Genomic DNA, 26,589 nt, shown 5'->3' on the forward strand with positions numbered 1-26,589 from the left:
GATATGCTGAAGGACAGGCTTTCGCCGGCCGACGAGGCTGCGCGCGACAGGGAAATGCAGGAGACGCTCGCGGCATGCCCGCGCATCCTCGACCTCATTGCCCGCGGCCCGCAGGGCGCTCCGGACGCTGAAGCCGCGATCTATCTGCGCTCGCCGCTCGATCCCAACCCGGTCGTGATCTCGAACGATCACTTGATGGGCTGCATCAAGGCCGCTGAAACCTATTTCCGTAAGCACGGCATCGGCAAGGACGACGCGGTGGCTGTCCTGCTCCCGGCGTGCCCCGCGACCGTCGTCGCGATCTTCGGCGCAGCCGCCTGCGGCGTCGCCGAGCCGCTCAATTTGCTGTTCACGCGCGAAGCGATCGTCGCCCAGCTCAATGCGATCCACGCGAAGCTGTTGCTGGCGCCGCCGCCGGGCATGCCAGGCGGGCTCTATGAGAGGGTCGAGGGCCTGCAGCGCGAGGTACCTTCCCTGAAGCACATTGTGATCGTGCCGCTCGACGGCAGCATCGCCTTCGACGGTGAGGTGCTGCGGCCTGATCCCGCCTGGCGCGACGACTACGGCAAGTCCAAGGACATGAGCGAGGCCGACCGCGTCGCCGTGATGCTCCCGACCGGCGGCACCACCGGCCATCCCAAGGTGGCGCGGCTCACCAACCGCGCGATGGTCGCCTCCACCGTATCCTCGCGGATGGCGCTCGATTTCCATCGCGGCGAGCGCGCGATGATCACGATGCCGCTGTTCCATGTCGGCGGCCTTTTCTGCACCACGGCCAATTCCCTGGCGGCCGGCACGACGATGGTCATCCCCGGTCCCGCCGGCGCGCGCGATCCGGCGCTGGTCCGGCACTTCTGGCAGATCATCGAGCAGTACCGCATCAACATCGCCGGCAACGTGCCGACGATACTTGGCGCCCTCGCCGATATCCCGGTCGCGGACAGCGACATCTCGACCCTGCGCGTCACCGCCACCGGCGCCTCGATCTGCCCGCCGGAGATCGAGCGGCGTTATCTTGCGACCTGGGGCGGCCCCTGCATCCAGCAGCTCTACGGCATGACCGAGCTCGCCGGTGCCATCACTCACGATGTGCACGGTGTGAAGCCGCGCGCCGAGAGCGTCGGCACCCGCAATCCGCTGGTCGAACTCGCGATCCTCGACGGCGGCAAGCTCCACACGGGACCGTGGCCTTCGCCGGTCGGCGAACTGCTGACCAGGGGCCCGCAGGTGTTCGCCGGCTATGTCGACAAGAAGCAGACCGAGGAGGCGTTCCGCGACGGTTGGCTGCGCACCGGCGACATCTGCCGGATCGATGCCGACGGCTTCGTCTACATCATGGGCCGCGCCAAGGACGTCATCATCCGCGGCGGCCACAACATCGATCCGCGCGCGATCGAGGACGCCGCGCTGGCGTTTCCGGGCGTGGCGCTTGCCGCGGCCGTCGGACGTCCCGACACCTACGCCGGCGAAGTGCCGATGCTGTTCGTCTCGGCGCAGCCCGGCACCCATATCGATCCGAACGCGCTCGCCGCCTTCGTGCAGGACAACATCCTGGAGCCGCCGGCGCGCCCGCGCGTGGTGTCGGTGATTCCGGAGATGCCGGTGACTCCGGTCGGCAAGATCTTCAAGCCGAAGCTGCGCGAGATCGCCGCCGGCGAGGCCGCGCGCGAGTTGCTGGCGCTGGAAGGATTGTCCGGCGAGGTCACTGTCGACGCGATCACCGACCCGTCGCGCGGACTGTACCTGAGGGTGAGCGCGCCTCCGGACAAGGCCGAGAAGGCTGAGCGGCTTCTCAAGAAGTTCCCGGTCAAGGTCGAGTTACGGCCCTAACACCTTCATCTACCTCAATAATTCGATGACACCCGCGCGCTGGAACTCGCTTCCAGCGCGCTTGGACGCGGCTGGCTGTTTCTTGCCGCCCACGGCTTGACGAACCGCCTCATTCCTAAATAGACTCTAAATAGATACTTTTCAGTACAGGCGTTCGGGGTTAAGCGTTTCACCATGGCTACGGAAAAGGCCGAAACCGACCGCGTCCCGGTCACGCTGGCGCTCTCGACCATCGGATACCTCGAGAAGCTGGTGAGACAGGGCACCCACGGCACGAGCGTCCCGGGCGTCGCACGGACATTGATCGAGGAAGGCATTCGGCTCGCCATCAAGGACGGGTTGCTTGCAATCCGCGACAACGGCCGCACGCCCTGAGAGCATGATCCGGAAAAGTGGAAACCGGTTTTCCGAACAGATCATGCTCAAGAACTAAGGGCGCGTGTGCCGGCGCGGCGGTTCAACACAGAACGTGGAACCGTCAGATGATTGCCATCCAAGAGACCTGGACGCCGGAGCGCGTCGACCAACTCAAGATCTACTTTGAAGCCGGCCTCTCCTGCCGCGACATCGCCGTCAATATCGGCGTCAGCCGCAATGCGGTGATCGGCAAGCTGTCGCGGCTGAACCTCACACGCACGACGCCGGACGAACGTCGGGCGCGGCGCAAGAAATCCGCCGCCCACGCCGCGCAACGGGCGACTGCCAAGCAGCAGCTCCGGTTGCTCCAGGCGGTCTACGAGCAGGAGCCCGACGACGCCCCGATCGTCAGCGCCAACAGCTGCTCGCTGCTCGAGCTGAGCGAGCAGCGCTGCCGCTGGCCGATCAGCACCCCAGGCGCCGATGATTTCTGCTTCTGCGGCAACACACCGCTCGGCGGCATGCCCTATTGCTCAGGGCATTACCGCCTCGCCTATCAAGCGGGATCGCGCCAACGCGCGATGCGCGGATAGCGCTTGAGTGAATCCGTCCCGCACGCGATGCGGGACGGCCGTTCAGCCGACCTTCCACCCGGTCGCTGCCACGAGGTCCTGATAAAACGCCGGCGAGTAGGCCTGTTCCGGCGCCTTGCGCACGCGCTCGTCGAGAAGATGCGCGTCGTCGCCGACCAGGATGCGCCAGCGTTCGGCCTTCACACCGTCGAGGATGACCTTGGCGGCGGCCGCCGCCGAGGTCGGCGCTTCATCGTGGAAGATGCGGGCACGGTCGAGCGCGAGCTGCTGGATGTCGGCGTCCGACATCTTGGCGACATCGATCCCCTGCCCCTGCAGACGCTGACGGGCCTGCTTGAGCTCGTCGGCGTTGAGCTGGTCGGAGCCGTTCTGCACCTTGCGCGAGTTCGACACGATCGAGGTGCCGATGTGACCGGGCATCACGACCGAGCACTTCACATGCGGCGCGTTGAGCCGGAGATCATTGATCATCGCCTCGGTGAATCCCTTCACGGCAAATTTCGCCGCGCTGTAGGCGGTGTGCGACACGCCCATGCCGACCGAGGCCCAGAAGCCGTTGACGCTCGAGGTGTTGACGATGTGCGCCTCGTCGGCCTTCACCAACAGCGGCAGGAAGGTGCGGACGCCGAGATAGACGCCGCCCCAGCAGATGTTGAAGGTGCGCTCCCACTGCTCGCGCGTGTTGGAGAACAGGCTGCCGCCGCCACCGATTCCGGCGTTGTTGAACAGCAGGTGGATCTTGTCGGTCGCCTGCTGCTCGATCAGCTCGTCGCGGAAGCGCTTGTAGTGATCCTCGATCGAGACGTCGGCAACGTGCGTCGTGATGCGCAGGCCCTGCGGCAGCTTCTCGACCTCGCAGAGCCGCTTGGTCTCGGCCATCGCCTCGGCCGAGACGTCGCACATCGCGACATTGCAGCCCTCGGCAACGAGCTGCCGTGCCAGCTCGCGCCCCATGCCCGTGCCGCCACCGGTGATGACGGCAATCTTTCCGGCGAAATCCTTCATGTGAGATCCGTTCCTTCCCTTATTTTTCTTGCCCTGTTCTTCTTTGTTTCGGCCGGAGCGCGGATCGCAGCCCCAACCGCTTGGCTGCGGCACCTTACATCACCGAATTGTCGCCCAGCAACGGCGCCGCCTCACGCGCAAGTGAGCCGCCTGCTGCGGGTTGAGACGGTGGCCGCGTAACGAAATCATTCCGCGTTGCGAACAATCCGACATCGACAATCGGAGACCATGATCGTGCACATCCTGAACAGATTGGTCGCGACAACGCTGATGGCGATCGCGGCCGAAATTTCCACCGCGGCCGCAGCTGCCGAGGTAAAACCAGCGAAGCAGCGCGACAGCACCTTGCACAGATGAACTACGTTGATCGCAATCGGCGCACAGCGCAGCGCGCGGCGTGGCACAGCGTGCGATCGTTATGGGCGAAGCTCTGACAATGCTGCGATCACGTCGCTCGAATTCGAATGCTTGTTCACGAAGCGTGAGACTCACGCGATGATCGCGCGCATCCTGGCCGCAGGCCAAGCCGCGTCATGACGCGGCCCCGTGCTATTCGGCTGTCTCGATGCGCACGGACGCGCGCCGCCGCAGGACGCCGGCACCCGCGCTCAGGGCCAGCTTGAGCAGGCCGCGCCAGGAGAAATCGATGATTACCTCATGGTGCCGCAATCCCTTGCCGCCCTTCACCAGCCCGAGATCCCGGATCAGGCAATAGTGGCCGCTGCTCATGCGCGCCAGGCGGCTGTTCTTGAAGCGTCCCATCAATGGCGAGAATGCACTGCGGATCGATTCCGTCAAATCTTGACGGCATCGAATCGGCAAGGCGACGGCAACCCGCGCCACCATCGTCGCCGCCGGCTGGGCCTTGAATCAAAAACCTCCGGCAGGGCATTGCCGGAGGTTTGGGAGGCTTAGCAGCTAGCTAAGAGCCATCATTCAATGTGTTGGCCGTGGCGTATATAGTTTAGTAGATCAGGTAAGTAAATAAGTCTGCGGCGAATGAATCGCATGGCTCGTCTTCGTCGTTCGCGTGGACCGAATTGACGCAGCGCAGCTCTCCTTAGAATCTTTCGCAAAGAAAAACCCCGGCAGTTCCCTGCCGGGGTTCTGTTGGATCGTGATCAGATCAACCGGAATTACCAGTTGCGCTGAGCGCGGAAGAGCATCTGGACAGTGTCCTGATCCTTCAGCTCGTAGGTCGCGGTCGGCTTGCCGATAGCAGTCGACGACGTCGTGATGATACCGGCATACTTCTGATCGAGGTGCGAGTAGGTCACGTCGGCCGAGAAGGTCAGGTTCTTGACCGGGGTCCAACGGGTGATCACGCCGATCTGCGCGATGTTGTAGTCGGGGTTGCAGGCGGTCACGCCAGCGCCGCCAGCGAATGCGGCACGGAACGAACCACCGACGCCACCAACGCCGCAGATGAGCGACTTAGCCGCGTCGTTGTACGAAACAGCGGCGAACGCACCATACAAGCTGGTGTTCCAGTAGGGATCCCAGTTGTGGGTGTACGCACCGCGCATACCCCAGGTCTTGATGGACTGCTGCTGACCGCCGGGGCCGAACACCGTGTCGGGTGCCGTACCGAAGCCAACGCTGCCATAGACGCCCGGCAGGCTCGAACCGCCGAAGATGGCGATCGCGCCGGCCTGGCTGGCCAGTTCCTGGATGTTGTAACGGGTCGCACCGTCGGTGTAGACGCCCTGGATGTTGATGGTGTCACCGGGTCCGGTCGGGATGTTCTTGATCGACAGGGCCAACGCACCAGCCCAACCCCACTTGTCGTCGGGATGACCGGTCAACTCGGTGCCGCCATAGTAGGCAGCGTGGTTGTCATGCGCGGCGACCGACGCCTGGAAGATACCCCAAGCCTGGTCGACCTTGAGCGAAGCGACGAAGTCCGGAGCGATCGTGCCGGCGTAGTCGCTGGAGCCGTAGGCACCACCGACGCCGAGGTTGTTCACGCCAGCCTGCATGTAGGCAACCTGGTCCTGCGCCGACAGAGCCAGCGACACGCCGTTGCCGAACTGCGCGGTGTAGGTGAACTGGTTGATGCCGTTGGTGGTGTTCACGCCACCGACGAGTGCGTCGTAGTTGTTGCCCGGATAACCGTTCCAGGGGGCAGCGAACTGCGAAACCGCCTTACCCATCGTGAAGCCGGCGAACTGGATGAAGGCGTAGTAGACGCCGACCGTACCGGCAGCCACGTTGCCCGAACCTGCGTTGTTCGGCGCAGAAGACGAGCCGATCGCCGAGTACACGGTCGAGCCGTTGCCCTGGCCGGCATAGGTGTCGGAGGTCCAGGTGAACACCGCATCGAAATAGGTGCGGACCACGCCGTATTCGGTCGCGGTGCGCGTATCGATGTTGAAGTCTTCACGCGAACGCCAGGTGTAGCCGTTCGTGAAACGGTTGTTGGCACCGCTGGCGCCGTTGTAGTTCGCGCCGTACACGCTGTTGCCGTTCACCACGACGTCAGCACGCACATAGCCGCCCAGCTTGATGCAGGTGTCGGTGCCGGGGATGTAGTAGAAGCCCGGACCGTAAAGCGAGCAAACCTTCACGTACTCGACCGCTTTGGCCTTGACGGGAAGATCGGCCGCCTGTGCCCCGCCGACCGCGACCAGCGCAGCCGTCGAGCCCAGGATAAGGCTCTTCAAATTCATATTAAACCTCCAAGTTGCTCATATGCGGAGAGTCCGAGGCCGCGAGCGCCCCGTGATCCTCCCGCATTGTCCAAGACCGTTTTCCCCAAACCCCGCACCCTCAGATCAATCTGTGGTGTGCGACGGACTTGAACGATCACCGCAACGGGACGATCGAGATTCCCCTACCGCCGGGTTCAATATGCATTGGCGAGTTCGCCAATCAAAATAGTTTATAAAGTCAGGAATGCGAATGCGGCCACACTGTGTCTCGCCGGCAACGCTGCCTGTAAGCCCTTTGCCTACCTGAGAAAACTTGTCACATCCCAAATAGTCCAACCGTCACACGACCATCATAATTACTTTACGTTCACTTGCGTTCGTTGGCGGCTTGCGGGAAAAAACCTACTGCAGCGCGGAAAACAAGAAATAAATCAGCACAAAGCTGAGTCGGCGCCCGAGGGAAGAGGAAGCTGTGTCAGTGACAAGGAAGGATTCGACGCGCCAGCGCGCCATCGAACATCTCGACATCATCAAGCGGTTCACGCTCGAGATTTCGGCCATCAACTCGCATCTGGAGCGCGTCCGTCAGTTCTGGGGCAAGTCGCTTGGCGTCAGCGGTCCGCAATGGATGATTCTCATCGCGATCTCGGATCTCGACAAGGATGACGGCGTGCCGATCAACGTGGTGTCGAAGCTGCTGCACGTCGATCCGTCGTTCGTGACCACGCAGTCCAAGCTGCTCGAGCAGAAGGAGCTGCTGCGGCGCGCGCCCTCCCCGGCCGATGCGCGCGTGGTGCGGCTGTCGCTGACCGACAAGACCAAAAGGCACCTCGCAGGCCTCGCCGAACAGCACAAGGCGTTCAAGAAAACCGTGTTCGAGGAGTTCAGCGAGGCTGAGCTGGCCGAGTTCACGGCCAAGCTTTCGATGCTTACCAACCGCCTGGAAAAGGCCTGCCTGATTGTTGCGATGGAGGCCGAGGCCTGAGGCGACCGGCTCTGCAGCAGACGGGACGACTGGCAACCGGCACGATCGCGCCGCTCACCTCGCGAAGCGTTGGAAGCGGAGACTTATCGGTGTCCGCGCCCCGGCGACTGGAACGCCAGGAAGGCGAGAACGCTCAGCAGCGCAGCCCAGACCAGAAAGTGTTCAGCAATCATGTTGGCCCCCCATTTGCCCCTCAATGGAAAGCATGAAACGGGCCAAGCCGCGGTCGATCCGTGAACGGGCTATGGAAAAGGAGCCCCGGCGCTGACGGCCGGGGCCCCGAAAAACTTACAGTGTAACTATCTGGACCTGGTCGAGCTGCCTCCGGTCATCCCGCTGCCCGACCCCGTCGTCTGACCAGGGGCGTAGCCAGAGGCCCCTGGGCTCCCGGCTTTCGATCCTCGTGCCTGCATCTCGTGCCCGGGTGCATAGCCCGAAGCGCCGTGACTTCCTTTCTTGGAGCCCTTCTTTTGCATCTCGTGTCCAGGTGATTTGCTCGAAACGCCCTGTGCAAAAGCAACCGGGGTGGAAGCCATCAGGCATGCCGCGGAAAGGACGATGATTGCGTGCTTCATCTTGTCCTCCAAAATGCGCCCCGCGACTAACCGCCTGAAATCAGTGGCGTTCCATGAACGATTGTTCATCGACAACGACAGCCGCCGATGCGATCGGCTTGGTGCTGCCTCTTCAACGAGCGTTTGCTCGATATTAACGACAGCGTGTTGGCTTCCGCGCACAGCTTTCCGCGACTGGCGAACAGCATTGGCAACCAATCGCAAGCCGACGGCGAGCGATGCGCGCCCGCTTCAAGCCACACCGAACGAATTTTGAGAAAAATGGTCGGAGCGAGAGGATTTGAACCTCCGACCCCTAGTCTCCCAGACTAGTGCGCTAACCGGGCTGCGCCACGCTCCGATGCCGTTCCATTAGCTGCGATCCTGCGTTCGCGCAAGGCGGGGCAGGCTCTCAAAGACTGTATTCCGAGGCCGGTTCCCTTGGCAGGTTTCCTCGGCAGGCTTCCTTGCCTCAGCCGTCCTTCATCGCCGCGTCGATCATCTGTCGGCAGGCGACCAGCTCCTGCAGCACGCGTTCGAGCCGCTCCCGATCGACTGACGGAACGGAGGGACGAACCGGCGGCGCGGCGGGCGCCTTGCCCGGCTGGGCGTGCGCCTTGTAGGTCGACAGGATCGGATCCTCGTCGGGATCGACGAATCGGTAGTCGATCCCCTTCTCGTCGCCATCACCCTCCTCGCCGTCGAAATCGAGGCCGTCGCTGCTCTCGAGGTCGTCGGGCTCGGCCATGCTGTTGCCGACGGCTTCCTCGACCGCGCCGAACGAGACCGCCGCGGTCTGGTCGGCGATGCCCTGCACCGATTTGATGCCGTGCTCCTTCAGGATCCGCTGCACACCGCGGATGGTGTAGCCCTCGCCGTACAGCAGCCGGCGGATGCCCTTGAGCAGGTCGACGTCGTCGGGGCGATAATAGCGGCGTCCGCCGCTGCGCTTCATCGGCTTGATCTGCGCGAAGCGCGTTTCCCAGAATCTCAGCACATGCTGGGGAATATCGAGTTCATCAGCGACCTCGCTGATGGTACGGAACGCATCCGGCGCCTTGTCCAAATGCCCGCTCCTTTGAGCTCAATGCCTGGAGCCTTTCCGTTCCGATTGAATCGGAACGGGGCTCCGGATTCTAGGTTTGCCGCGCTTTCTTCACGCGAACCGGGTATCCACTTCGCTTGAAAACGCTCTAGTCGGCCTTGCTGCCGTCGCCATTGGTGACGACATGGCCATTGATCCGCTGCTTCAGGATCGCCGACGGCTTGAACACCATCACCCGCCGCGGCGAAATCGGCACCTCGGTGCCGGTCTTCGGATTACGGCCGATACGCTGGCCCTTCTTGCGCACCATGAAGGAGCCGAACGAGGACAGCTTCACCGTCTCGCCCTTTTCCAGGCAATCGGTGATCTCCTTCAGCACCAACTCGACAAATGCCGACGATTCCGTGCGCGACAGACCCACCTTTTGGTAGACCGCCTCACACAAATCGACGCGCGTAACTGTTTTTCCGGTTCCCGTGGTCATCGCCTGCCCCGCACTCTCGGCGAACAATTTCTTGACTGAAATTAAAAGCTTAGCGCGCAATGGTCAACAGCGACCAGCGCCCAGGCGCAGGAAAGATACCGGCAACCTGTCGATACTGTTTGGCGATACGCTACCAGCGCACGAGCGCCGAGCCCCAGGTGAAGCCGCCGCCCATCGCCTCGAACAGCACCAGATCGCCCTTCTTGACGCGCCCGTCCTTCACGGCGACCGACAGCGCGAGCGGGATCGAGGCCGCCGACGTGTTGCCGTGCTTGTCGACCGTCAGGACCACCTTCTGCGGCGCAATATGGAGCTTGTGCGCCGACGCATCGATGATTCGCTTGTTGGCCTGGTGCGGGATGAACCAGGTGATGTCCTCGGCGGTAAAGCCGGTGGCGTTGAAGGCGTCGACGATCACGTCGGTGATCATGCCGACGGCGTGCTTGAACACCTCGCGGCCCTCCATCCGGAGATACCCGACCGTCCTGGTCGAGCCGGGCCCGCCATCGACGAACAGCTTCGCCTTGTGGCGGCCGTCGGAGCGCAGATGCGTCGTCAACACGCCGGGGTCGCTGGTGGTGCCGGAATGCTGCTGCGCCTCCAGCACGACCGCGCCGGCGCCGTCGCCGAACAGCACGCAGGTGCCGCGGTCGTTCCAGTCGAGGATGCGTGAGAAGGTCTCGGCACCGATCACCAGCGCCCGCTTGTGGGTGCCGGCGCGCAGGAAATTATCGGCGGTGGCCAGCGCGAAGACGAAGCCGGAGCAGACCGCCTGCAGGTCGAAGGCGACGCCATGGTTGATGCCGAGCCCGTGCTGGACGGCGACCGCGGTGGCGGGAAAGGTGTTGTCGGGCGTCGAGGTCGCGAGCACGATCAGGTCGATCGACTGCGCATCGACTTGCGCGTGGGCGAGCGCGGCCTGCGCCGCCTTGATCGCCAGATGCGAGGTGAATTCGTCGTCGGCCGCGATGTGGCGCTCGCTGATGCCGGTGCGCTGCACGATCCAGTCATCCGACGTGTCGATCCGGGTGGCCAGTTCGGCATTGGTCAAAACCCGCTCCGGCAAATATGAGCCGCAGCCGAGCACTACCGAACGTATAGCAGTCACGAGACAGCCTCCTGCGCGGTCTGCGCCTGCACCAGCGCACTGCCGTCGCGATTAAGCATCTGATTGATCTTGGTGAGGAGATCGAAGTGGGCCATCTCATAGCCAACATCCACCGCATAGGCAAAGCCTTCCGCGTTGGTGCCGCCATGGCTCTTGACCACGACGCCCTTCAGGCCGAGCAGCAGGCCGCCATTCGACTTGTTGGGATCGAGCTTGTCGCGCAGCTTCTGGAACGCGCCGCGGGCCAGCAAATAGCCGATCCGCGCTAGCCAGCTAGATGACATGGCCTCGCGCAGCAGCGTGAACATCTGGCGCGCGGTTCCTTCGGCGGCCTTGAGCGCAATGTTGCCGCTGAAACCTTCCGACACGATGACGTCGGCGAGGCCCTTGCCGATCGCGTCGCCCTCGACGAAGCCGATATAGTTGAACTGAGTCGAGTTCATCGCACGCAGCATCTCCGCCGCCTCGCGGATTTCCCCGTGCCCCTTCATCTCCTCGGACCCGATGTTGAGCAGGCCGACGGTCGGCCGTTCGAGGTTGAACAGCACGCTCGCCATGGCGCTGCCCATCACCGCCAGCGTCGCCAGATGGCGGGCGTCGCCGCCGATCGTGGCGCCGAGGTCGAGCACGACAGAGTCGCCGCGCAGCGTCGGCCACACCGCCGCAAGCGCCGGGCGGTCGACACCGGGGAGCGTCCGCAGATTGAGGCTGCCCATCGCCATCAGCGCGCCGCTGTTGCCGGCGGAGACCGCAACGTCGGCCTCGCCATGCTTCACGGCGTCGATCGCGAGCCACATCGAGGACGCCCTTCGGGTCCGCCGCAGCGCCTGGCTCGGCTTCTCATCGTTCTTCACGGCGACGTCGGTATGGATCACTTTCGATACCGCCTTCAGTGCCGGATGCTTGGCGAGCTCCGGCTCGATCTGGGCCCGGTCCCCGACCAGCAGGAATTCGCTGTCGGGATGACGGCTTAACGAGATCGCGGCGCCGGGAATGACGACGGAAGCGCCGACATCGCCCCCCATGGCGTCAAGCGCTATTCGAACCTTTTGAGGCATGAACGTCCCGGAAGCCTGCTTTCCCGCAGCCTTCAGACGAAGACCGCGAGCTTGAAGTCACCGCCGTCAACGGCGCGCGGCGAAACACCAACTCGCGTCCCGGCCGGGACGCGACAATAGCGTGTCCTCGGTCCGACACAACCTCTTGACCGCAAATGAGGCAGCTGCCGAACCGTCACGCAACACATCGGAGCATACCAGAAATACATTGTATTTCAATGTATTGTGACACGTATTTGAAGTAACTAGGAACACCGCTCGCGCAAGCTTGCAGGCAAGCCATCCCCGCAAATGTGGCGCCAGGCGCCCTCAACTTCCCTTGGGCTTCTTGCCGTCCGGCTTTTCCGTCAGCGCCTTCAGCGCCGCGAAAGGATGATTTTCCGGGTCAGGCGCTTCAGCCTTCTGTTCAAAGACCGCATCCACCTTGCGCGGATACCGGTCTATGCCGAGAAACAGCGCATCGGTGGCAAGCCGGCCGATATCGATGAAGCCGCCGACGATCGGCTCCGGCGGGTCCGGCGTTTCCTCATCGCTGTCGTCGGCGTCGTCGACCAGGTCGGCCATTTGCGGGATCTGCTCGGGCGGCGCGAACACCACATCGATCGGCTCATCGATCTCGTTCTCGATCGGATCGAGCGTCACCACGCAGGTCTGCCCGATCCTGGCCTTAACTCTGCCGGTGACGTGGTAGCTGCCGTCGCGCTTGGGCTGCAGGTCGAACTCTGCACGCGCGGAGACGACTTCCCGCAACTCGGCAACTTCGGCCATCGCCTTGCGCGCCGCCTCGTCGGCCGCGATCTCGCGATGCAGGCCGGTCTCCGGAATCTGCGCGATGTTGACCAGGACCCGCCAGGGGTCGCGGTCGCGCCGTGCATCGGGCTGCCCTGTGCCGCCGCCGCTCATGCCGCCGTCCCCGCAGGCTGTGGTACCGGAAAGCGCCACGCGCCCTTGGCCAACGCCGCGAGATCGGCGCGCGCCATCTCTTCGATCGCCTCCCTGGCATAGGCGGCGAGCTCGCGGGCCTTGTCGATGTTCTGACCGTTGAGGATGTTCTTGCAGAACGACTCGGCCAAGGCCGCCTCGCTGTCGGTCAGCGCCAGATCATAGGCCGCGGTGCGGCCGTAGAAGGCTTCACCGAACGCCTGCATGCGCTTCGGCACCGTGAGGTCGCCGACGCCCATTTCGCGCAGATTGTCGTCCATATCGATGCAGAAATGATCAAACAGGGCCTGGGATAGCGCGACGCCGCCCTCGACGGATTTCAGTCGCCGCAGCACCAGCCACAGATGCATGAGAAGCAGGTCAAAACGGCCGTTAACCGTGTCCGGAACGCCCAAGTCACGGTAAAACAACGGTTCTCGCGCCTGCGTCACGATCATGCCATAGATGGTCTCAATGGTGCTGCGCGCGGGCACCCGGGGTCTTCTGAAGTGATTGAACGGCCAAAGCATGACGGGTTCCGGCTGCCGGTCCCCAAAGGGTCGCCTGTTGAGAGGTCGCCCATTGGAGCTCGGCATGATTGCAATCCATTGAGCTGCCCGGTACGTCAATGCCTCGGCCGATGCAAGGGGACGGATCAGTTCCGCCGATGAACCACACTCTTTCACGACAGTCTCGCGCCGCTTCCGCGCGCGGGTTCTTTTCGCGTCTCCGCGCCGTCGCGGCGATTGGCCTCGTCTGCGCCGCACTCGGCGGCTGCGCCGGGGAACAATTCCAGAAGGGCTACATCCTGCCGGAGGGGGCGCTCGAGCAGATCCCGATCGGCGCGAGCCAGGACCAGGTGCTCATCGTGCTCGGCACGCCCTCGACGGTCGCAACGCTGGACGGCGAGGTGTTTTATTACATCTCGCAACGGACCTCCCGCCCGGTCGCCTTCATGAATCAGCGGGTGATCGACCAGCGCGTGATCGCGGTCTATTTCGACAAGAACCGGCAGGTGCGCCGACTGGCCAATTACGGCCTGAAGGACGGCAAGATCTTCGACTTCGTCAGCCGGTCCACGCCGACGTCGGGCCAGGAAATGTCCTACCTGACACCGCTCTTCAAGCTGCTGAGCTTCAACTAGAGCGTTTTCGAGCGAAGTGGGGGGCTCCGGTTCGCGTGAGACAACGCGTCAAACCGGAGTCCAGAGCATAAGCCGCTGCGCCAAGTTGTCGCTTGCCCGAGGGGCAAGCGGTCCCCTAGTTTGCTCGCAAACAAGAGCCTGAGCAGGGGGTAAACGCATGACAGCCAAGAGATTTTCCCGTCGTACGGTATTGTCGGGCACGGCCGCATTGACGGCCGCGGCGATCCTGCCGCGCGCGAGCCTCGGCGCCGGTGACTGGCGGCCGACCGAGACCGTCCGCATCGTCGTGCCGGCGGCGGCCGGCGGCTCGACCGACGTGATGGGGCGGCTGCTCGCGGCGCATTTGCAGCCGCTCTGGGGCCAGTCGGTGGTGGTCGAGAATCGCTCCGGTGCCGGCGGCACCATCGGCACATCCGAGGTCGCGCGCGCCAAGGGCGACGGCCACACCATCCTGATCGGCAATCCCGGCCCCAACGCGATCGCCTACAGCATCTTCCGCAACCTGACCTACAAGGCCGACCAGTTGCAGCCGGTCTCCAACATGATCCGGATCCCGAACATCGTGTCGGCGCATCCGTCGACCGGCCTCAAGTCGATCCCCGAATTGATCGCCTTTCTGAAGAAGAATCCGGACAAGCTCACCTACGGCTCGTCCGGTACCGGACAGAGCCCTCACCTCACCGGCGCCTGGTTCCTGCAACTCACCGGGTTGAAGATGACGCACGTGCCGTTCCGCGGCGCCGGTCCCGCATTGCAGGCCGGGCTCGCCGGCGACATCCAGATCCTGTTCGACAATCTCTATCCGTCGCTGCCGCAGGTGCAGGACGGCAAGCTCAACGGCCTCTGTGTCACCACGCCGGAGCGTAGCGATTCCGCACCGAACCTGCCGACGATGCGCGAGGGCGCGCCGGAACTGGCAAAGTTCGACGTCTCGTCCTGGTTCGGCGTGTTCCTGCCGAAGACCGCGCCCGCCCCGGTGCTCGACGAGTTGAACCGCCAAGTCAAGGCGATGCTGGAGCGCGACGACGTCAAGAAGAACATCGCCGGCATGGGCGCGCGCGCCGACTACGGCACGCCCCAGCAATTCTCCGATTTCGTCGATGCCGAGACGAAGAAGTTCGCGGCGATCATCGAGAAGGAAGGCTTGCAGATGGAGGTCAAGTAACAGCCGCCGTCACGACGTTTCCTGAGCACGTTGCGGCCAACGCTACGAAGACTTGTTGATCTTCTTGACCTTGGCGTCGGTCGCTTCAATCGACATCGCCAGTTCCATGATCGCCTTCGAGAGCAGCTCGATGGCCTCCTTCTGATCCTGCGATTTGGAGGCGCGGAGCGCGTAGTTCCGTGCGGATGAGAGCGACATCGATTGATCTCCGTGTTGTTCGCGTCTGGTTCAAAAATAAAACCCCGCGGCTTTCACCGCGGGGCCTCGTTTCAGTCGTGTCCGCCGCTCAGTGCGCCAGGATCGCCAGCAGCAGCAGCGCCACGATGTTGGTGATCTTGATCATCGGGTTCACCGCCGGGCCCGCCGTATCCTTGTAGGGATCGCCGACGGTATCGCCGGTCACCGCGGACTTGTGGGCGTCAGAGCCCTTGCCGCCGTAGTGGCCGTCCTCGATGTACTTCTTTGCGTTGTCCCACGCGCCGCCGCCCGAGGTCATCGAGATCGCGACGAACAGGCCGGTGACGATGACGCCGAGCAACATGGCGCCGACCGCGGAGAAAGCGGCCGACTTACCGGCTGCGCCACCGCCCGCGATCGCGTAGATCAGGAAGTAGACCACGATCGGCGACAGAACCGGCAGCAGCGACGGGATGATCATCTCCTTGATCGCCGCCCGGGTCAGCAGGTCGACCGCCTTGCCGTAGTCCGGCTTGTCGGTACCCTGCATGATGCCGGGCTTCTCGCGGAACTGACGGCGCACTTCCTCGACGATCGCGCCGGCGGCGCGACCGACCGCGGTCATACCCATCGCACCGAACAGATATGGCAGCAGGCCGCCGAACAGCAGGCCGACCACGACGTAAGGATTGTTCAGGGAGAAGTCCGGGTTGACGCCCTTGAAGTAGGCATGGGCATTGGAGTCGCTGATGAAGAATTTGAGGTCCTGATTATAGGCCGCAAACAGCACCAGCGCACCGAGACCGGCGGAGCCGATCGCGTAGCCTTTGGTCACCGCCTTGGTGGTGTTGCCGACCGCGTCGAGCGCGTCGGTCGACTTGCGCACCTCCTTCGGCAGCCCCGCCATCTCGGCGATGCCGCCGGCGTTGTCGGTAACCGGGCCGAAGGCGTCGAGCGCGACGATCATGCCGGCCAGCGCCAGCATGGTGGCGGTCGCGATCGCGATGCCGAACAGGCCGGCAAGGCTGTAGGTGACGAGGATGCCGGCGATGATCACGATCGCGGGCAGCGCGGTCGCTTCCATCGAGACCGCGAGGCCCTGGATCACGTTGGTGCCGTGACCGGTGACCGAGGCCGAGGCGATCGACTTCACCGGGCGATAGTCGGTGCCGGTGTAGTATTCGGTGATCCAGATGATCAGGCCGGTGACGACGAGACCGACCACGCCACACCAGAACAGCGCCATGCCGGTATAGTCGACGCCGTCGAGCTTGCCGAAGCCGACCAGCCAATTGATCACGAGCGCGACGCCGACCAGCGACAGGATGCCGGTGGCGATCAGGCCCTTGTAGAGGGCGCCCATGATGGACTGGCTGGCACCGAGCTTGACGAAGAAGGTGCCGATGATCGAGGTGATGATGCAGATGCCGCCGATCGCGAGCGGCAGCGTCATCATGTTCACCAGGATCGGCGTCTTGGCGAAGAAGATCGCCGCGAGCACCATGGTGGCGACCGCGGTCACCGCATAGGTCTCGAACAGGTCCGCCGCCATGCCGGCGCAGTCGCCGACATTGTCGCCGACATTGTCGGCGATGGTGGCCGGGTTACGCGGATCGTCCTCGGGGATACCGGCCTCGACCTTGCCGACGAGGTCGCCGCCGACGTCCGCACCCTTGGTGAAGATGCCGCCGCCGAGACGGGCGAAGATCGAGATCAGCGAGGCGCCGAAGCCGAGCGCCACCATGGCGTCGACCACGGTGCGGCTGCCCGCTTCCAGACCCATGAACTTGACCAGGATCATGAAATAGATGGTGACGCCGAGCAGCGCGAGCCCCGCAACCAGCATGCCGGTGATCGCGCCCGCCTTGAAGGCGAGTTCGAGGCCGCCGGCGAGCGAGGTGGTTGCCGCCTGCGCGGTGCGGACGTTGGCGCGCACCGAGACGTTCATGCCGATGAAGCCGGCAGCCCCCGACAGGATGGCGCCGATCGCAAAGCCGATCGCCACCGGCAGGCCCAGGAAGTAGGCCAGCACCACGAAGATCACGATACCGACCATGCCGATCGTGGTGTACTGCCGCCGCAGATAGGCCTGTGCGCCCTCGCGCACCGCGGCCGCGATTTCCTGCATGCGCGGATTACCCGCATCCGCGTTCAAGACCGACTGCGTCGCCCAGATCGCGTAGACGATGGAAAGCGCCCCGCAGAGCACAATCAACCATAAAGCTGTCATGTTGCCTCAGATCCTTGATGTAACCCCCGCGCCTTCTTGTGCCGCTAGGGGGCGGCAGGCGCTTATTTTGCGAGGACAATCCTCCCCAAAAACGGATTGCCTCAAATCGGGCGCGACCTTGCCAAAATCGTTACCGCTGTGCAACGCCACCCGTGGCCGAAAACGCCGATATCGGCAGCTATTTAGAAGGAAAATCGGCGCGATCAGGCGCGGGAAGTCCAGAGCTGCTTCCGTTCCGACGCGTTTTCTTAACGCGAACCGGTGCCCGCTTCGCTCGAAAACGCTCTAGAAATGGCTGTAGGACAGCCGCCTCAGCTTCAGTTCCCGCCCCTGCCCGTCGAGGAAGCTTGGTGGCGACAAGCCTGCGATCAGGCCGCCGATTGCGGTCACCGCGACCTTGGCCTGCCGTGCGTCGCGCAGAAACGCGTCGACATGATCGCTCGGGACCGCGCACAAGAGCTCGTAATCATCACCGCCGGCCACCAAGGTCTCGATACCGATCGCCCGGCGCGCGAGCAGCCCTGCGGCCGCGGACGACAACGGGATGCTCGGCACGTTGATCACGCCCGCCACACCACTGGCTGCGCAAAGCTTGGTCAGATCGCCGGCAAGACCGTCGGACACATCCATCGCGGCGCTGGCGTGGGTGCGGACGGCCGTGGCCAAGGCGTTGCGCGGCTGCGGAACACGGTAACGGGCGGCAAGAAAATCCCGCCCGACGACATCGTCCGCCAGAGCCGCGGCGACCGGGCCACCCCGGAGCACATCGAGGCCGAGCGCGGCGTCTCCGATCGTGCCGGTGACGAACACACAGTCGCCCGCCTGTGCTCCCGCGCGATGCACCATCGTGCCCTGCGGCACCCGGCCGAACGCAGTGATCGAGATCATCAGCGGCCCCGGTGTCGAGACCGTGTCGCCGCCGAGCAGCGGGCAGCCGAAATGCGCGGCGTCCTCGCCGAGCGCCCGGGCAAACGGCTTCAGCCAGGCCTCCTCGGCGCCGCGCAGCGCCAGCGTCAGCACGAAGCCCGCCGGCACCGCGCCCTTGGCGGCGATGTCGGAGAGGTTCACCCGCAGCGCCTTGCGCGCCAGCGTGTCGGGCGGATCATCGCCGAGGAAATGCACGCCCTCGACGATGGCGTCCGTGGTGACCACGATGTCCTCGCCGGCCGCCCTCAGCGCGGCGGCGTCATCGTCGAGCCCGAACGCACCCGGATCGGTCGCGAGCGGCTTGAAATAGCGCGCGATCAGGGAGTCTTCGCCGGAGGTATGTTTGCTTGCTTGGGTCATCAACCCGTCATCCTGAGGTGCGAGCAAAGCGAGCCTCGAAGGATGCACGGCCCCGATGCGACCGTAGCGCCACGCCGTCGCCCTTCGAGGCCTCCGCTTCGCTACGGCACCTCAGGGTGACGGCTACGGAGGTGGGCGGCATCGCGGCACCTAGCTCCGCACAAACTCGTCGCCGCGGAACTGGCGCGCGATCTGGTCGAGCACGGCGTTGACCATGCCGGTTTCGTCCTTCTCAACGAAGGCATGCGCGACGTCGACATATTCGGAGACCACCACGCGGCCCGGCACGTCTTTGCGGTGCTCGAGCTCGTAGGAGCCTGCCCGCAGCACCGCGCGCAGGATGGCGTCGATCCGCTTCAGCGGCCAGCCCTTCGACAGCGCCTCGTCGATCAAAGGATCGAGCCGGGCCTGGTCGCGCACCACGCCGGAGACCACGTCGCGGAAGAACGCGGCTTCCGCCGGCAAATATTTCTCGCCCTCGACCTCGTTGCCGAGCCAGTGGCTCTCGAACTCGGCGAAGATGTCGTTGATGCCGGCGCCGCCGATGTCCATCTGATAGAGCGCCTGCACCGCCGCGAGCCGTGCCGCGCCGCGGCGGTTGGCTTTTCTGTCGGGGGCTTTCGCGGGCTTCTTGTTGTCTGCCATGGTCAGGCCTTTGCCAGGCGGCGTTTGATCCGCAGCATCGCCAGCGCCGCACGCGCCGCGTCGCCGCCCTTGTTGAGTTCGCTGGCGCGCGCCCGCGCCCAGGCCTGCGCCTCGGTGTTGACGGTGAGGATGCCGTTGCCGAGCGGGAATTTCCGGCTGATGGCCAAATCCATCAATCCGCGCGAGGACTCCTGCGAGACGATCTCGAAATGGATGGTGTCGCCGCGCACCACGCAGCCGAGCGCGATCGCCGCGTCATACGGCTTGCCGTTCGCTTCAGCCGCATCGATCGCGATCGCAATCGCCGCCGGAATCTCCAGCGCGCCCGGCACCGTGATCACGTCGTGCGTCGCACCCGCGGCCTTGATCTCGGCCAACGCGCCTTCCAGCAGCGCGTCCTGGATGTCGTCATAGAACCGCGCCTCGACGATCAGCACGCGTGCGCCGGTAATGTCGGTCTGGTCCTTCAGGGGTGCGCGCCGCGCGTCAGCCATCTACGTATCCATTTCATATTGTTGACATTTACCGATAACGTTGGATGTCAACGTTTCGCGAGTTTGTAGTCGCCCCGACGACTGAAGCCAAGCACGAATGCCTCAGGCACTGTCATTCCGGGATGGTCCGAAGGACCAGACCGCAGGTGCACAATAGTGCACCGGGGAATCTCGAGATTCCGGGTTCGATGCTTCGCATCGCCCCGGAATGACTGCCGCTTGACGGCTATGCCGTCATTTCATCTCCGACAGCCGCGCCGCGTAGCGGGCCATCAGATCGACCTCGATATTGACCTCGCTGCCGGCCTTCCAGGCGCTCAGGGTCGTCACGGAAAGCGTGTGCGGGATGATCAGCACCGAAAAGCTGACGTCGCCGACCGTATTCACGGTCAGCGACACGCCGTCCAGCGTGACCGATCCCTTCGCCGCGATGAAACGCGCCAGTTCGCGGCTGGTTCGCAGCTCGAAGCGCGCCATGTCGGGCAGGTCGTCGCGCTTGACGATGGTGGCGATGCCATCGGCATGCCCGGCCACGATGTGACCGCCGAGTTCGTCGCCGATCTTGAGCGCGCGCTCGAGATTGAGCCGGCCGCCCTGCGCCCAATGCTTGGCGGTGGTCATGCCGAGCGTCTCGGCCGCCGCATCGACATCGAACCAGGTCTTGCCATCGGCGGTGCCGGAGGCGACGACGGTGAGGCAGACGCCGTTGCAGGCGATCGAGGCGCCGTTGGCGATCGTGGTCTGGTCGTAGTCGCAGGCAATCCGCATGCGATGCAGTTGCCCCTGCGCCACCTGCTTCAGGCTGGTGATCTCACCGATATCGGTGACAATTCCCGTGAACACAACAAACCTCTTACTCTTCGTCATGGCCGGGCTTCACCCGGCCATCCACGACTTACTTCACTGCTGGCGACCAAGACGTGGATGCCCGGGTCAAGCCCGGGCATGACGACTTAGGATCGATCGTAGATAGTCAAAACATCTTTGGCCAAGGCTTCGCTAGCACGAAGCCGGAAGGCGGGCGACTGCGTGATTGCGTCGAGCGGCATTGCGTCCAGCGCGGGAACACCACCGGCACCGATCGCATCGGGTCCGCGCAACAGCCAGATCTCGTCGACAAGGCCGGCTGCCACGAAAGAATTTGCCACGCGCGATCCGCCCTCGACCAGCAGCCGCGAAATCCCCCTCTCCGCCAGCGCATGCAGGACGGACGGCAGATCGAGACCATCAGGCGCGCTGGCGGCGATGCGGATCACCTGCGCGCCGGCGGCGCCGAGCTTCACCGCGGCAGGCGCCTCCGCCATGTCGGAGGTCATCACCCAGAGCGGCGTCTCGCGCGCCGAATGCACCAGGCGGCTGTCGCCAGAAATCCGCAGCGCGCGGTCCAGCACCAGGCGCACTGGCGAGCGCGCCGCCATCCCCGGTAACCGGCAGGTCAAGAGCGGATCGTCGGCCTTGACCGTGCCGATGCCGACCAGGATCGCATCGCTCTGCGCGCGCAGCAGATGCACCCGGGTCCGCGCGGCCTCTCCGGTGATCGTAACCGGCTTATGGCCGCTGGCAGCGATCTTGTCGTCGGCGGACACCGCGAGCTTGAGGATCACATGCGGGCGCTTGTCGCGGATACGGCGGAAGTGCCCGGCATGGTCGCGCGCGGCCTCTTCCGCGCACAGCCCGACATCGACCGCGATGCCTGCGGCACGCAGCCTGGCGTGCCCCTGCCCCGCGACTTCCGGATTGGGATCCTCGATCGCCGAGACGACGCGGGCGAGCCCGGCCGCCACCACGGCGTCCGCACAAGGCGGCGAGCGGCCGAAATGCGAGCAGGGTTCGAGCGTCACGTAGAGCGTGGCGCCGCGCGCGGCATCGCCGGCGCGCCTGAGTGCCTCGACCTCGGCATGCGGCCGGCCGCCTGCTTGCGTCCAGCCGCGGCCGACGATCACGCCGTCCTTGATGATGACGGCGCCGACCGCCGGATTGGGCCAGGTGCGCCCGAGCCCGCGCCGGCCAAGCGCCAGCGCCAGCTGCATGAAGCGCAGATCGGCCGCCTTTGCCGCTTCCTTGGCCTCTTTGGCCTTCTGCGCGAACTGGTCTTCCAGAATGCGGAAGATCATTTGCGTAGCGTCGCGAGCCGCGGGTCCTCTTCGCCGGTCAATTCGTCGAGCACGGCCTCGAAGTCCTTGGCCTCGCGGAAATTGCGGTAGACCGAGGCGAAGCGCACATAGGCGACGTCGTCGAGCTGGCGCAGATGCTCCATCACGATCTCGCCGATCGCCTCAGAGGAGACCTCGGCCTCGCCGCCGCTTTCGAGCTCGCGCACGATGGTGGACACCATCTTCTCCACCCGCTCGGATTCCACCGGGCGCTTGCGCAAGGAGATCTGCAGCGAGCGCACCAGCTTGTCGCGGTCGAACGGCACGCGGCGGCCGTTGCGCTTGATGACGGTCAGTTCGCGCAGCTGCACCCGCTCGAAGGTCGTGAAGCGGAAGTTGCAGGCCATGCAGACGCGACGCCTGCGAATGACCGCGGAGTCCTCGGTCGGACGCGAGTCCTTGACCTGCGTGTCGAGAGAATTGCAGCTCGGGCAGCGCATCCGACGGGACCTCTAGCAACGACCTTTTACTGATAGATCGGGAAGCGATCGGTCAGCGCCTTGACGCGCTCCTTGATCGCGGCCTCGACCAGCGGCGCCTTGCCGTCCGGCGACTGCGCCAGCGCGTTCAGCACTTCCGCGATCATGCCGCCGACCTGCTTGAACTCGGCGACGCCGAAGCCGCGCGTGGTCGCCGCCGGCGTACCGAGCCGCAGGCCGGAGGTGACGAACGGCTTTTCGGGATCGAACGGGATACCGTTCTTGTTGCAGGTGATGGCGGCGCGCACCAGCGCCTTCTCGGAGATGTTGCCCTTCAGGCCCTTCGGCCTGAGGTCGACCAGCATCAGATGGTTGTCGGTGCCGCCCGAGACGATGTCGAGGCCATGGCCGCGCAGCGTCTCCGCCAGCGCCTTGGCGTTCTCGACCACGTTCTTGGCGTAGACCTTGAAGTCCGGCCGCAGCGCTTCTGCGAACGCCACCGCCTTGGCGGCGATGACGTGCATCAGCGGACCGCCCTGCAGGCCCGGGAAGATCGCCGAGTTCAGCTTCTTGGCCAGCGTCTCGTCATTGGTGAGGATCAGGCCGCCGCGCGGGCCGCGCAACGACTTGTGCGTCGTCGTAGTGGTGACGTGGGCGTGCGGCACCGGCGAGGCATGCACGCCGCCGGCGACGAGGCCCGCGAAATGCGCCATGTCGACCAGCAGATACGCGCCGACGGAATCCGCGATCTCGCGGAAGCGCTTGAAGTCCCAGGCGCGCGAATAGGCCGAGCCGCCCGCGATGATCAGCTTCGGCTTGACCTGCTCGGCCAGCTTCTGCACCTCGTCCATGTCGATGATCTGGTCCTCGCGGCGCACGGTGTAGTGCGCGGCCTTGAACCACTTGCCTGACATGTTGACCGGCGAACCATGGGTGAGATGGCCGCCGGCCGCGAGGTCGAGGCCCATGAAGGTGTCGCCTGGTTGCAGCAGCGCCAGAAACGCCGCCTGATTCATCTGGCTGCCGGAGTTCGGCTGGACGTTGGCGAAGCCGGCGCCGAACAGCTTCTTGGCGCGCTCGATCGCCAGCGTCTCGGCGACGTCGACCCACTCGCAACCGCCGTAGTAGCGCGCGCCCGGATAACCCTCCGCATATTTGTTAGTCATCACCGAGCCCTGCGCCTCTAGCACGGCGCGGCTGACGATGTTTTCCGAGGCGATCAGCTCGATCTCATGACGCTGCCGGCCGAGCTCGCCCTTGATCGCGGCGGCGATCTCGGGATCGGCCTGGGCGAGGGTTGCGGTGAAGAAGGAATCGGGCGCGGAAGCGGTCTTGCTGGACGAGGTCATCGGCGAAATATCTCCACCGCCGCAAGCCTTTAGGCAGGATGCGGACGGTCACGAGTGGCGGTCGAAGCTGGTTTCAGAGCGTTATCACATCGCCCCAAAATGGCCAAGCGGTTGCGGTCCCTGCCGGTCAATTATGCCAGATATGGTGGGGATGGCGGGGATTGCCAGCCGGCCGGACGGCCGCCCCCGCCACCCGGTTCCCGCCGCGCGGCCAGCAGGGCTGTGGCAGCCGCCGAGTGGAACTCACTCCCCTTCCCGACCGCGCGGGGACCGCGGACGAGACAACTATCGCCTCGAGGTTTCAACGCGTTGCTCGCGCAACCGCGCGACATCGGACTCGCTTGATCATGTCGCGCGCGATCGCGATGCATCGACCCACGAGATGACGAGCCAATTTTTGAATCGTTCGATTTTTGAATCGTTCAACACCGGATCGATTCAAGGCTCTCACGCGATGCGTGCAATTGCGCGTCATACGCCGTTGTCTCCCGGTCACACAGCCAAGCTTTGCGTGCAACTTCGACAGCTTCTAACCCCGTGCAGGCTGCTCGCGAAAATCACCGTGATAACGACTCGCTCAAGATTTTTTTTACGGAGCGTGGAATAAATGTCGTGCAGGTGGATTCGGCCGCAGCGGTTTGCTGCTTCGGCTGTCGTTGTGTTTTCGGTTGTTGGTGCGGACGATGTCTTCGCCCAGACGCAATTGCCGTCCGTGACAGTCGAGGCGCCGCAGCGGCAAGCGGCGCGATCGCAGCAGCCTTCGCAACGGTCCACGCGCGCACGCAGCGCCTCGCGCCGCGCGACGGCCGCCCCGGTGGGCGCGCAGCCACAGACCGCTCAGCAGCCCGCGGGCGCCAGCGGCGGGCACGAACGCGCCAACGGCCCGGTCACCGGCTATCTGGCGCGGCTGAGCGCCAGCGGCACCAAGACCAGCACGCCGATCATCCAGACGCCGCAATCGGTGTCGGTCATCAGCGCCGAGCAGATCCGCGACCAGAAGATCGTCAGCAAGTTCGACGAGGTGCTGCGCTACACGCCGGGCGTCATCGGCGGCACCTATGGCACCGATTTCCGCAACGACTGGTTCATGATCCGCGGCTTCCCGGCGCAGAACGAGTCGCTGTTCCTCGACGGCCTGCAGCTGTTCTACACCTCCTATGCGAGCTGGAAGCTGCAGCCCTTCAATCTCGAGCGCGTCGAGGTGCTGCGCGGTCCGTCCGGCATCCTGTATGGCGGCTCGGCGCCGGGCGGCCTCGTCAACGCGGTGAGCAAGCTGCCGCAGGCCGAGCCCGTTCGCTACATCGAGACCGGCGTCAATAATTTCGGCAACGCCTATACCCAGTTCGACATCGGCGGCGCGACGGCGCAGCCCGGCAACGGCCAGGTGCAGTACCGCCTCGTCGGCCAGGCCCAGGGCGGCGGCACCCAGACCGACTATGTCTACGACAACAATTTCTTCTTCGCCCCGTCGGTGACCTGGCGGCCCGATGCCGACACCAGCCTCACCGTGTTCGGCATGGCCTCGCACAGCAACACCCGCGCGCTGAACTTCCTGCCCTATGTCGGCACCGTCACCAACGCGCCGTTCGGCCGGATTCCGACCAGCCTGTTTGTCGGCGATCCCAGCGCCGACCAGTTCCGCCGCGACCAGCAGATGGTCGGCTACCAGTTCCAGAAGAGCGTGACCGACAGCGTCGATTTCCGCCAGAACGCGCGCATGGCGCATGTCGACGTCTATTATGCCGGCCTCTACGGGCTCGGCTATGCGACGACGCCGGCCGCCGCCGACATCACCCGCGGCAATTTCTACACCCGCGGCATCGCCACCCAGCTCAACCTCGACAATCAGCTCGAATACCGCTTCGCCACCGGCGCGCTGCAGCACACCGCGCTGGTCGGCGTCGATCTGAAATATTACGGCATCGACGACCGCCAGGGTTTTGGCATGGGCACCAATCTCAACGTGCTCAATCCGGTTTATGGCACCAACCTGCCGTATAGCGGCCCGCTCTATCAGAACGGCTATCTCGCCCAGGGCATGGCCGGGCTCTACCTGCAGGATCAGGTCAAGCTCGACCGCCTGACTGTGGTGCTGTCCGGCCGCCAGGATTGGGTCGATCTCACCAACAACAACCGGATCGGCGCCTCCCAGGGCCGCGACGACAGCAAGTTCTCCGGCCGTGTCGGCGCGATCTACAATTTCGACAGCGGCGTTGCGCCCTACGTCTCCTACATGACGGGCTACAACCCGGTCATCGGCACCACCGCGTCCGGCCAATTGCTGCTGCCGGAAACCTCCGAGCAGACCGAGGTCGGCGTCAAGTACGAGCCGGTCGGGCTCAACGCACGGTTCGGCGTCGCGTATTTCGACCTCAAGCGCAAGAACGCGCTGACCACCGATCCCAACAACCCGCTGTTCCAGACCCAGAACGGCGAAGTCACCTCGCGCGGCGTCGAGCTCGAGGCGGTCGCGAACATCACGCGCGATTTCAAGCTGGTGGCGAGCTACACCAATTACGAGCTGTTCGTCAGCAAGGACCTCAATCCCGCGCTGATCGGCACCGTGCCGACCAACGCGCCGCGTCAGCTCGCATCGGCGTGGACCGACTACACCTTCCGCGACGGGCCGCTCACGGGCTTCGGCTTCGGCGGCGGCGTGCGCTATGTCGGCTCGTCCTTTGCCGACACCGCGAACACCGCACGCGTCCCGGGGGTCGTGCTGGGCGATCTCGCCTTGCATTACGAATGGGACAACAACTGGCGCGCGGCGCTCAACGTCGTGAACGTCACTGACAAGGTTTATGTCGCGAGCTGCGCGACCATCAGCTCCTGCTACTACGGCGATCGCCGCCGCATCACGGCGAGCCTCGCCTACAAATGGTGAGCTGAACTTTCAGTTCACGGAAAATCATGTGACCGAGAGGCGGCATTCGGC

The 26,589-nt window shown here is 64.4% G+C and carries 26 protein-coding genes and 1 tRNA gene; 8 read left to right on the plus strand and 19 right to left on the minus strand.

Annotated elements, in window-relative coordinates:
- The first annotated feature begins 3 nt into the window (after nt 1–3).
- The 3 genes from ACVMB1_RS14810 to ACVMB1_RS14820 all read left to right on the plus strand — a co-directional run bounded on the left by ACVMB1_RS14810 (nt 4) and on the right by ACVMB1_RS14820 (nt 2,780).
- Nucleotides 4–1,830, plus strand: a complete 1,827-nt coding sequence (locus ACVMB1_RS14810; protein WP_168855930.1) for an AMP-binding protein — start codon at nt 4–6, stop codon at nt 1,828–1,830.
- 174 nt (nt 1,831–2,004) lie between these two features.
- The gene (locus ACVMB1_RS14815; RefSeq protein WP_016844973.1) at nt 2,005–2,205 is read left to right on the plus strand and encodes a hypothetical protein; all 201 of its coding nucleotides are present in this window, start codon (nt 2,005–2,007) and stop codon (nt 2,203–2,205) included.
- A 107-nt stretch (nt 2,206–2,312) separates the two neighbouring features.
- Nucleotides 2,313–2,780 (plus strand): GcrA family cell cycle regulator, encoded by a 468-nt coding sequence (locus ACVMB1_RS14820; protein WP_141341067.1) that lies wholly within the window; start codon nt 2,313–2,315, stop codon nt 2,778–2,780.
- A gap of 42 nt (nt 2,781–2,822) precedes the next feature.
- Here the strand turns inward: ACVMB1_RS14820 and ACVMB1_RS14825 are convergent, their stop codons facing one another.
- Nucleotides 2,823–3,785 carry an SDR family oxidoreductase gene (locus tag ACVMB1_RS14825; RefSeq protein ID WP_141341068.1) on the minus strand — a complete coding sequence of 321 codons (963 nt, stop codon included), beginning with the start codon at nt 3,783–3,785 and terminating at the stop codon, nt 2,823–2,825.
- Nucleotides 3,786–4,013: 228 nt separating this feature from the next.
- Between ACVMB1_RS14825 and ACVMB1_RS14830 the strand changes: the two genes are divergently transcribed.
- On the plus strand, nt 4,014–4,142 hold the full coding sequence (locus tag ACVMB1_RS14830) for a hypothetical protein (RefSeq protein WP_256520399.1): 129 nt from the start codon (nt 4,014–4,016) through the stop codon (nt 4,140–4,142).
- Nucleotides 4,143–4,334: 192 nt separating this feature from the next.
- Here ACVMB1_RS14830 and ACVMB1_RS14835 read toward each other — a convergent pair whose 3' ends face one another.
- A complete protein-coding gene (locus ACVMB1_RS14835) occupies nt 4,335–4,631 on the minus strand; it encodes a hypothetical protein (RefSeq protein ID WP_141341069.1) in 297 nt (98 codons plus the stop codon).
- A 290-nt stretch (nt 4,632–4,921) separates the two neighbouring features.
- The gene (locus ACVMB1_RS14840; protein ID WP_057020678.1) at nt 4,922–6,454 is read right to left on the minus strand and encodes a porin; all 1,533 of its coding nucleotides are present in this window, start codon (nt 6,452–6,454) and stop codon (nt 4,922–4,924) included.
- 454 nt (nt 6,455–6,908) lie between these two features.
- Here ACVMB1_RS14840 and ACVMB1_RS14845 point away from each other — a divergent pair, with 454 nt between their 5' ends.
- Nucleotides 6,909–7,421: a MarR family winged helix-turn-helix transcriptional regulator gene (locus ACVMB1_RS14845; RefSeq protein ID WP_168855931.1), complete on the plus strand. Its 513-nt coding sequence runs from the start codon at nt 6,909–6,911 to the stop codon at nt 7,419–7,421.
- 837 nt (nt 7,422–8,258) lie between these two features.
- On the opposite strand, the gene ACVMB1_RS14850 is transcribed toward ACVMB1_RS14845, so the two are convergent.
- From ACVMB1_RS14850 to ACVMB1_RS14880, 7 genes are all read right to left on the minus strand, one after another.
- Nucleotides 8,259–8,336: transfer RNA gene (locus tag ACVMB1_RS14850), tRNA-Pro, on the minus strand.
- A 111-nt stretch (nt 8,337–8,447) separates the two neighbouring features.
- Nucleotides 8,448–9,041, minus strand: coding sequence for a MerR family transcriptional regulator (locus ACVMB1_RS14855; RefSeq protein ID WP_018271909.1), 594 nt, complete (start codon nt 9,039–9,041; stop codon nt 8,448–8,450).
- A gap of 127 nt (nt 9,042–9,168) precedes the next feature.
- Nucleotides 9,169–9,504: an integration host factor subunit alpha gene (locus ACVMB1_RS14860; protein ID WP_035631661.1), complete on the minus strand. Its 336-nt coding sequence runs from the start codon at nt 9,502–9,504 to the stop codon at nt 9,169–9,171.
- A 130-nt stretch (nt 9,505–9,634) separates the two neighbouring features.
- Nucleotides 9,635–10,612: a beta-ketoacyl-ACP synthase III gene (locus ACVMB1_RS14865; RefSeq protein ID WP_057020717.1), complete on the minus strand. Its 978-nt coding sequence runs from the start codon at nt 10,610–10,612 to the stop codon at nt 9,635–9,637.
- Nucleotides 10,609–11,670: a phosphate acyltransferase PlsX gene (gene plsX, locus ACVMB1_RS14870; RefSeq protein ID WP_076834353.1), complete on the minus strand. Its 1,062-nt coding sequence runs from the start codon at nt 11,668–11,670 to the stop codon at nt 10,609–10,611. The genes ACVMB1_RS14865 and plsX overlap by 4 nt, the downstream gene beginning before the upstream one ends.
- Before the next feature lie 309 nt (nt 11,671–11,979).
- Nucleotides 11,980–12,573 (minus strand): YceD family protein, encoded by a 594-nt coding sequence (locus tag ACVMB1_RS14875; RefSeq protein ID WP_456848684.1) that lies wholly within the window; start codon nt 12,571–12,573, stop codon nt 11,980–11,982.
- Nucleotides 12,570–13,121 (minus strand): ubiquinol-cytochrome C chaperone family protein, encoded by a 552-nt coding sequence (locus ACVMB1_RS14880; protein WP_141341072.1) that lies wholly within the window; start codon nt 13,119–13,121, stop codon nt 12,570–12,572. The genes ACVMB1_RS14875 and ACVMB1_RS14880 overlap by 4 nt, the downstream gene beginning before the upstream one ends.
- Before the next feature lie 137 nt (nt 13,122–13,258).
- Between ACVMB1_RS14880 and ACVMB1_RS14885 the strand changes: the two genes are divergently transcribed.
- Nucleotides 13,259–13,735, plus strand: coding sequence for an outer membrane protein assembly factor BamE (locus ACVMB1_RS14885; protein WP_018271914.1), 477 nt, complete (start codon nt 13,259–13,261; stop codon nt 13,733–13,735).
- 157 nt (nt 13,736–13,892) lie between these two features.
- On the plus strand, nt 13,893–14,900 hold the full coding sequence (locus ACVMB1_RS14890; RefSeq protein WP_141341073.1) for a Bug family tripartite tricarboxylate transporter substrate binding protein: 1,008 nt from the start codon (nt 13,893–13,895) through the stop codon (nt 14,898–14,900).
- A 42-nt stretch (nt 14,901–14,942) separates the two neighbouring features.
- Here the strand turns inward: ACVMB1_RS14890 and ACVMB1_RS14895 are convergent, their stop codons facing one another.
- From ACVMB1_RS14895 to glyA, 9 genes are all read right to left on the minus strand, one after another.
- Nucleotides 14,943–15,098 (minus strand): hypothetical protein, encoded by a 156-nt coding sequence (locus tag ACVMB1_RS14895; RefSeq protein WP_167350400.1) that lies wholly within the window; start codon nt 15,096–15,098, stop codon nt 14,943–14,945.
- Nucleotides 15,099–15,186: 88 nt separating this feature from the next.
- Nucleotides 15,187–17,307, minus strand: coding sequence for a sodium-translocating pyrophosphatase (locus ACVMB1_RS14900; protein WP_076834360.1), 2,121 nt, complete (start codon nt 17,305–17,307; stop codon nt 15,187–15,189).
- A 285-nt stretch (nt 17,308–17,592) separates the two neighbouring features.
- On the minus strand, nt 17,593–18,594 hold the full coding sequence (thiL, locus tag ACVMB1_RS14905; protein WP_168855937.1) for a thiamine-phosphate kinase: 1,002 nt from the start codon (nt 18,592–18,594) through the stop codon (nt 17,593–17,595).
- Nucleotides 18,595–18,744: 150 nt separating this feature from the next.
- A complete protein-coding gene (gene nusB, locus ACVMB1_RS14910) occupies nt 18,745–19,239 on the minus strand; it encodes a transcription antitermination factor NusB (protein WP_016844994.1) in 495 nt (164 codons plus the stop codon).
- A gap of 2 nt (nt 19,240–19,241) precedes the next feature.
- On the minus strand, nt 19,242–19,733 hold the full coding sequence (gene ribH, locus ACVMB1_RS14915) for a 6,7-dimethyl-8-ribityllumazine synthase (protein ID WP_076834363.1): 492 nt from the start codon (nt 19,731–19,733) through the stop codon (nt 19,242–19,244).
- Nucleotides 19,734–19,967: 234 nt separating this feature from the next.
- The gene (locus ACVMB1_RS14920) at nt 19,968–20,576 is read right to left on the minus strand and encodes a riboflavin synthase (RefSeq protein ID WP_168855964.1); all 609 of its coding nucleotides are present in this window, start codon (nt 20,574–20,576) and stop codon (nt 19,968–19,970) included.
- A 110-nt stretch (nt 20,577–20,686) separates the two neighbouring features.
- The gene (gene ribD / locus ACVMB1_RS14925; RefSeq protein ID WP_253623803.1) at nt 20,687–21,847 is read right to left on the minus strand and encodes a bifunctional diaminohydroxyphosphoribosylaminopyrimidine deaminase/5-amino-6-(5-phosphoribosylamino)uracil reductase RibD; all 1,161 of its coding nucleotides are present in this window, start codon (nt 21,845–21,847) and stop codon (nt 20,687–20,689) included.
- Nucleotides 21,844–22,326, minus strand: a complete 483-nt coding sequence (gene nrdR, locus ACVMB1_RS14930) for a transcriptional regulator NrdR (protein WP_016844999.1) — start codon at nt 22,324–22,326, stop codon at nt 21,844–21,846. Before nrdR ends, ribD begins: the two co-directional genes overlap by 4 nt.
- A gap of 26 nt (nt 22,327–22,352) precedes the next feature.
- Entirely contained in the window at nt 22,353–23,654 is a 1,302-nt protein-coding gene (glyA, locus tag ACVMB1_RS14935; RefSeq protein ID WP_057020726.1) for a serine hydroxymethyltransferase, read from the minus strand.
- 607 nt (nt 23,655–24,261) lie between these two features.
- Between glyA and ACVMB1_RS14940 the strand changes: the two genes are divergently transcribed.
- Nucleotides 24,262–26,538 (plus strand): TonB-dependent siderophore receptor, encoded by a 2,277-nt coding sequence (locus ACVMB1_RS14940; protein ID WP_456827565.1) that lies wholly within the window; start codon nt 24,262–24,264, stop codon nt 26,536–26,538.
- The last annotated feature ends 51 nt before the right edge of the window (nt 26,539–26,589 follow it).

The sequence above is a fragment of the Bradyrhizobium sp. USDA 4504 genome (genome assembly GCF_054063995.1).

Coding starts and splice junctions, on each gene's coding strand:
- ACVMB1_RS14880 (WP_141341072.1), bottom strand. CDS start 13,121: ATGCTTTGGCCGTTCAATCACTTCAGAAGACCCCGGGTGCCCGCGCGC.
- ACVMB1_RS14860 (WP_035631661.1), bottom strand. CDS start 9,504: ATGACCACGGGAACCGGAAAAACAGTTACGCGCGTCGATTTGTGTGAG.
- nusB (WP_016844994.1), bottom strand. CDS start 19,239: ATGGCAGACAACAAGAAGCCCGCGAAAGCCCCCGACAGAAAAGCCAAC.
- ACVMB1_RS14830 (WP_256520399.1), top strand. CDS start 4,014: ATGATCGTGCACATCCTGAACAGATTGGTCGCGACAACGCTGATGGCG.
- plsX (WP_076834353.1), bottom strand. CDS start 11,670: ATGCCTCAAAAGGTTCGAATAGCGCTTGACGCCATGGGGGGCGATGTC.
- ribH (WP_076834363.1), bottom strand. CDS start 19,733: ATGGCTGACGCGCGGCGCGCACCCCTGAAGGACCAGACCGACATTACC.
- ACVMB1_RS14810 (WP_168855930.1), top strand. CDS start 4: ATGCTGAAGGACAGGCTTTCGCCGGCCGACGAGGCTGCGCGCGACAGG.
- ACVMB1_RS14900 (WP_076834360.1), bottom strand. CDS start 17,307: ATGACAGCTTTATGGTTGATTGTGCTCTGCGGGGCGCTTTCCATCGTC.
- ribD (WP_253623803.1), bottom strand. CDS start 21,847: ATGATCTTCCGCATTCTGGAAGACCAGTTCGCGCAGAAGGCCAAAGAG.
- nrdR (WP_016844999.1), bottom strand. CDS start 22,326: ATGCGCTGCCCGAGCTGCAATTCTCTCGACACGCAGGTCAAGGACTCG.
- ACVMB1_RS14835 (WP_141341069.1), bottom strand. CDS start 4,631: ATGGTGGCGCGGGTTGCCGTCGCCTTGCCGATTCGATGCCGTCAAGAT.
- ACVMB1_RS14875 (WP_456848684.1), bottom strand. CDS start 12,573: ATGAGCGGCGGCGGCACAGGGCAGCCCGATGCACGGCGCGACCGCGAC.
- ACVMB1_RS14820 (WP_141341067.1), top strand. CDS start 2,313: ATGATTGCCATCCAAGAGACCTGGACGCCGGAGCGCGTCGACCAACTC.
- ACVMB1_RS14895 (WP_167350400.1), bottom strand. CDS start 15,098: ATGTCGCTCTCATCCGCACGGAACTACGCGCTCCGCGCCTCCAAATCG.
- ACVMB1_RS14940 (WP_456827565.1), top strand. CDS start 24,262: ATGTCGTGCAGGTGGATTCGGCCGCAGCGGTTTGCTGCTTCGGCTGTC.
- ACVMB1_RS14885 (WP_018271914.1), top strand. CDS start 13,259: ATGAACCACACTCTTTCACGACAGTCTCGCGCCGCTTCCGCGCGCGGG.
- thiL (WP_168855937.1), bottom strand. CDS start 18,594: ATGACCCAAGCAAGCAAACATACCTCCGGCGAAGACTCCCTGATCGCG.
- ACVMB1_RS14840 (WP_057020678.1), bottom strand. CDS start 6,454: ATGAATTTGAAGAGCCTTATCCTGGGCTCGACGGCTGCGCTGGTCGCG.
- ACVMB1_RS14890 (WP_141341073.1), top strand. CDS start 13,893: ATGACAGCCAAGAGATTTTCCCGTCGTACGGTATTGTCGGGCACGGCC.
- ACVMB1_RS14815 (WP_016844973.1), top strand. CDS start 2,005: ATGGCTACGGAAAAGGCCGAAACCGACCGCGTCCCGGTCACGCTGGCG.
- glyA (WP_057020726.1), bottom strand. CDS start 23,654: ATGACCTCGTCCAGCAAGACCGCTTCCGCGCCCGATTCCTTCTTCACC.
- ACVMB1_RS14825 (WP_141341068.1), bottom strand. CDS start 3,785: ATGAAGGATTTCGCCGGAAAGATTGCCGTCATCACCGGTGGCGGCACG.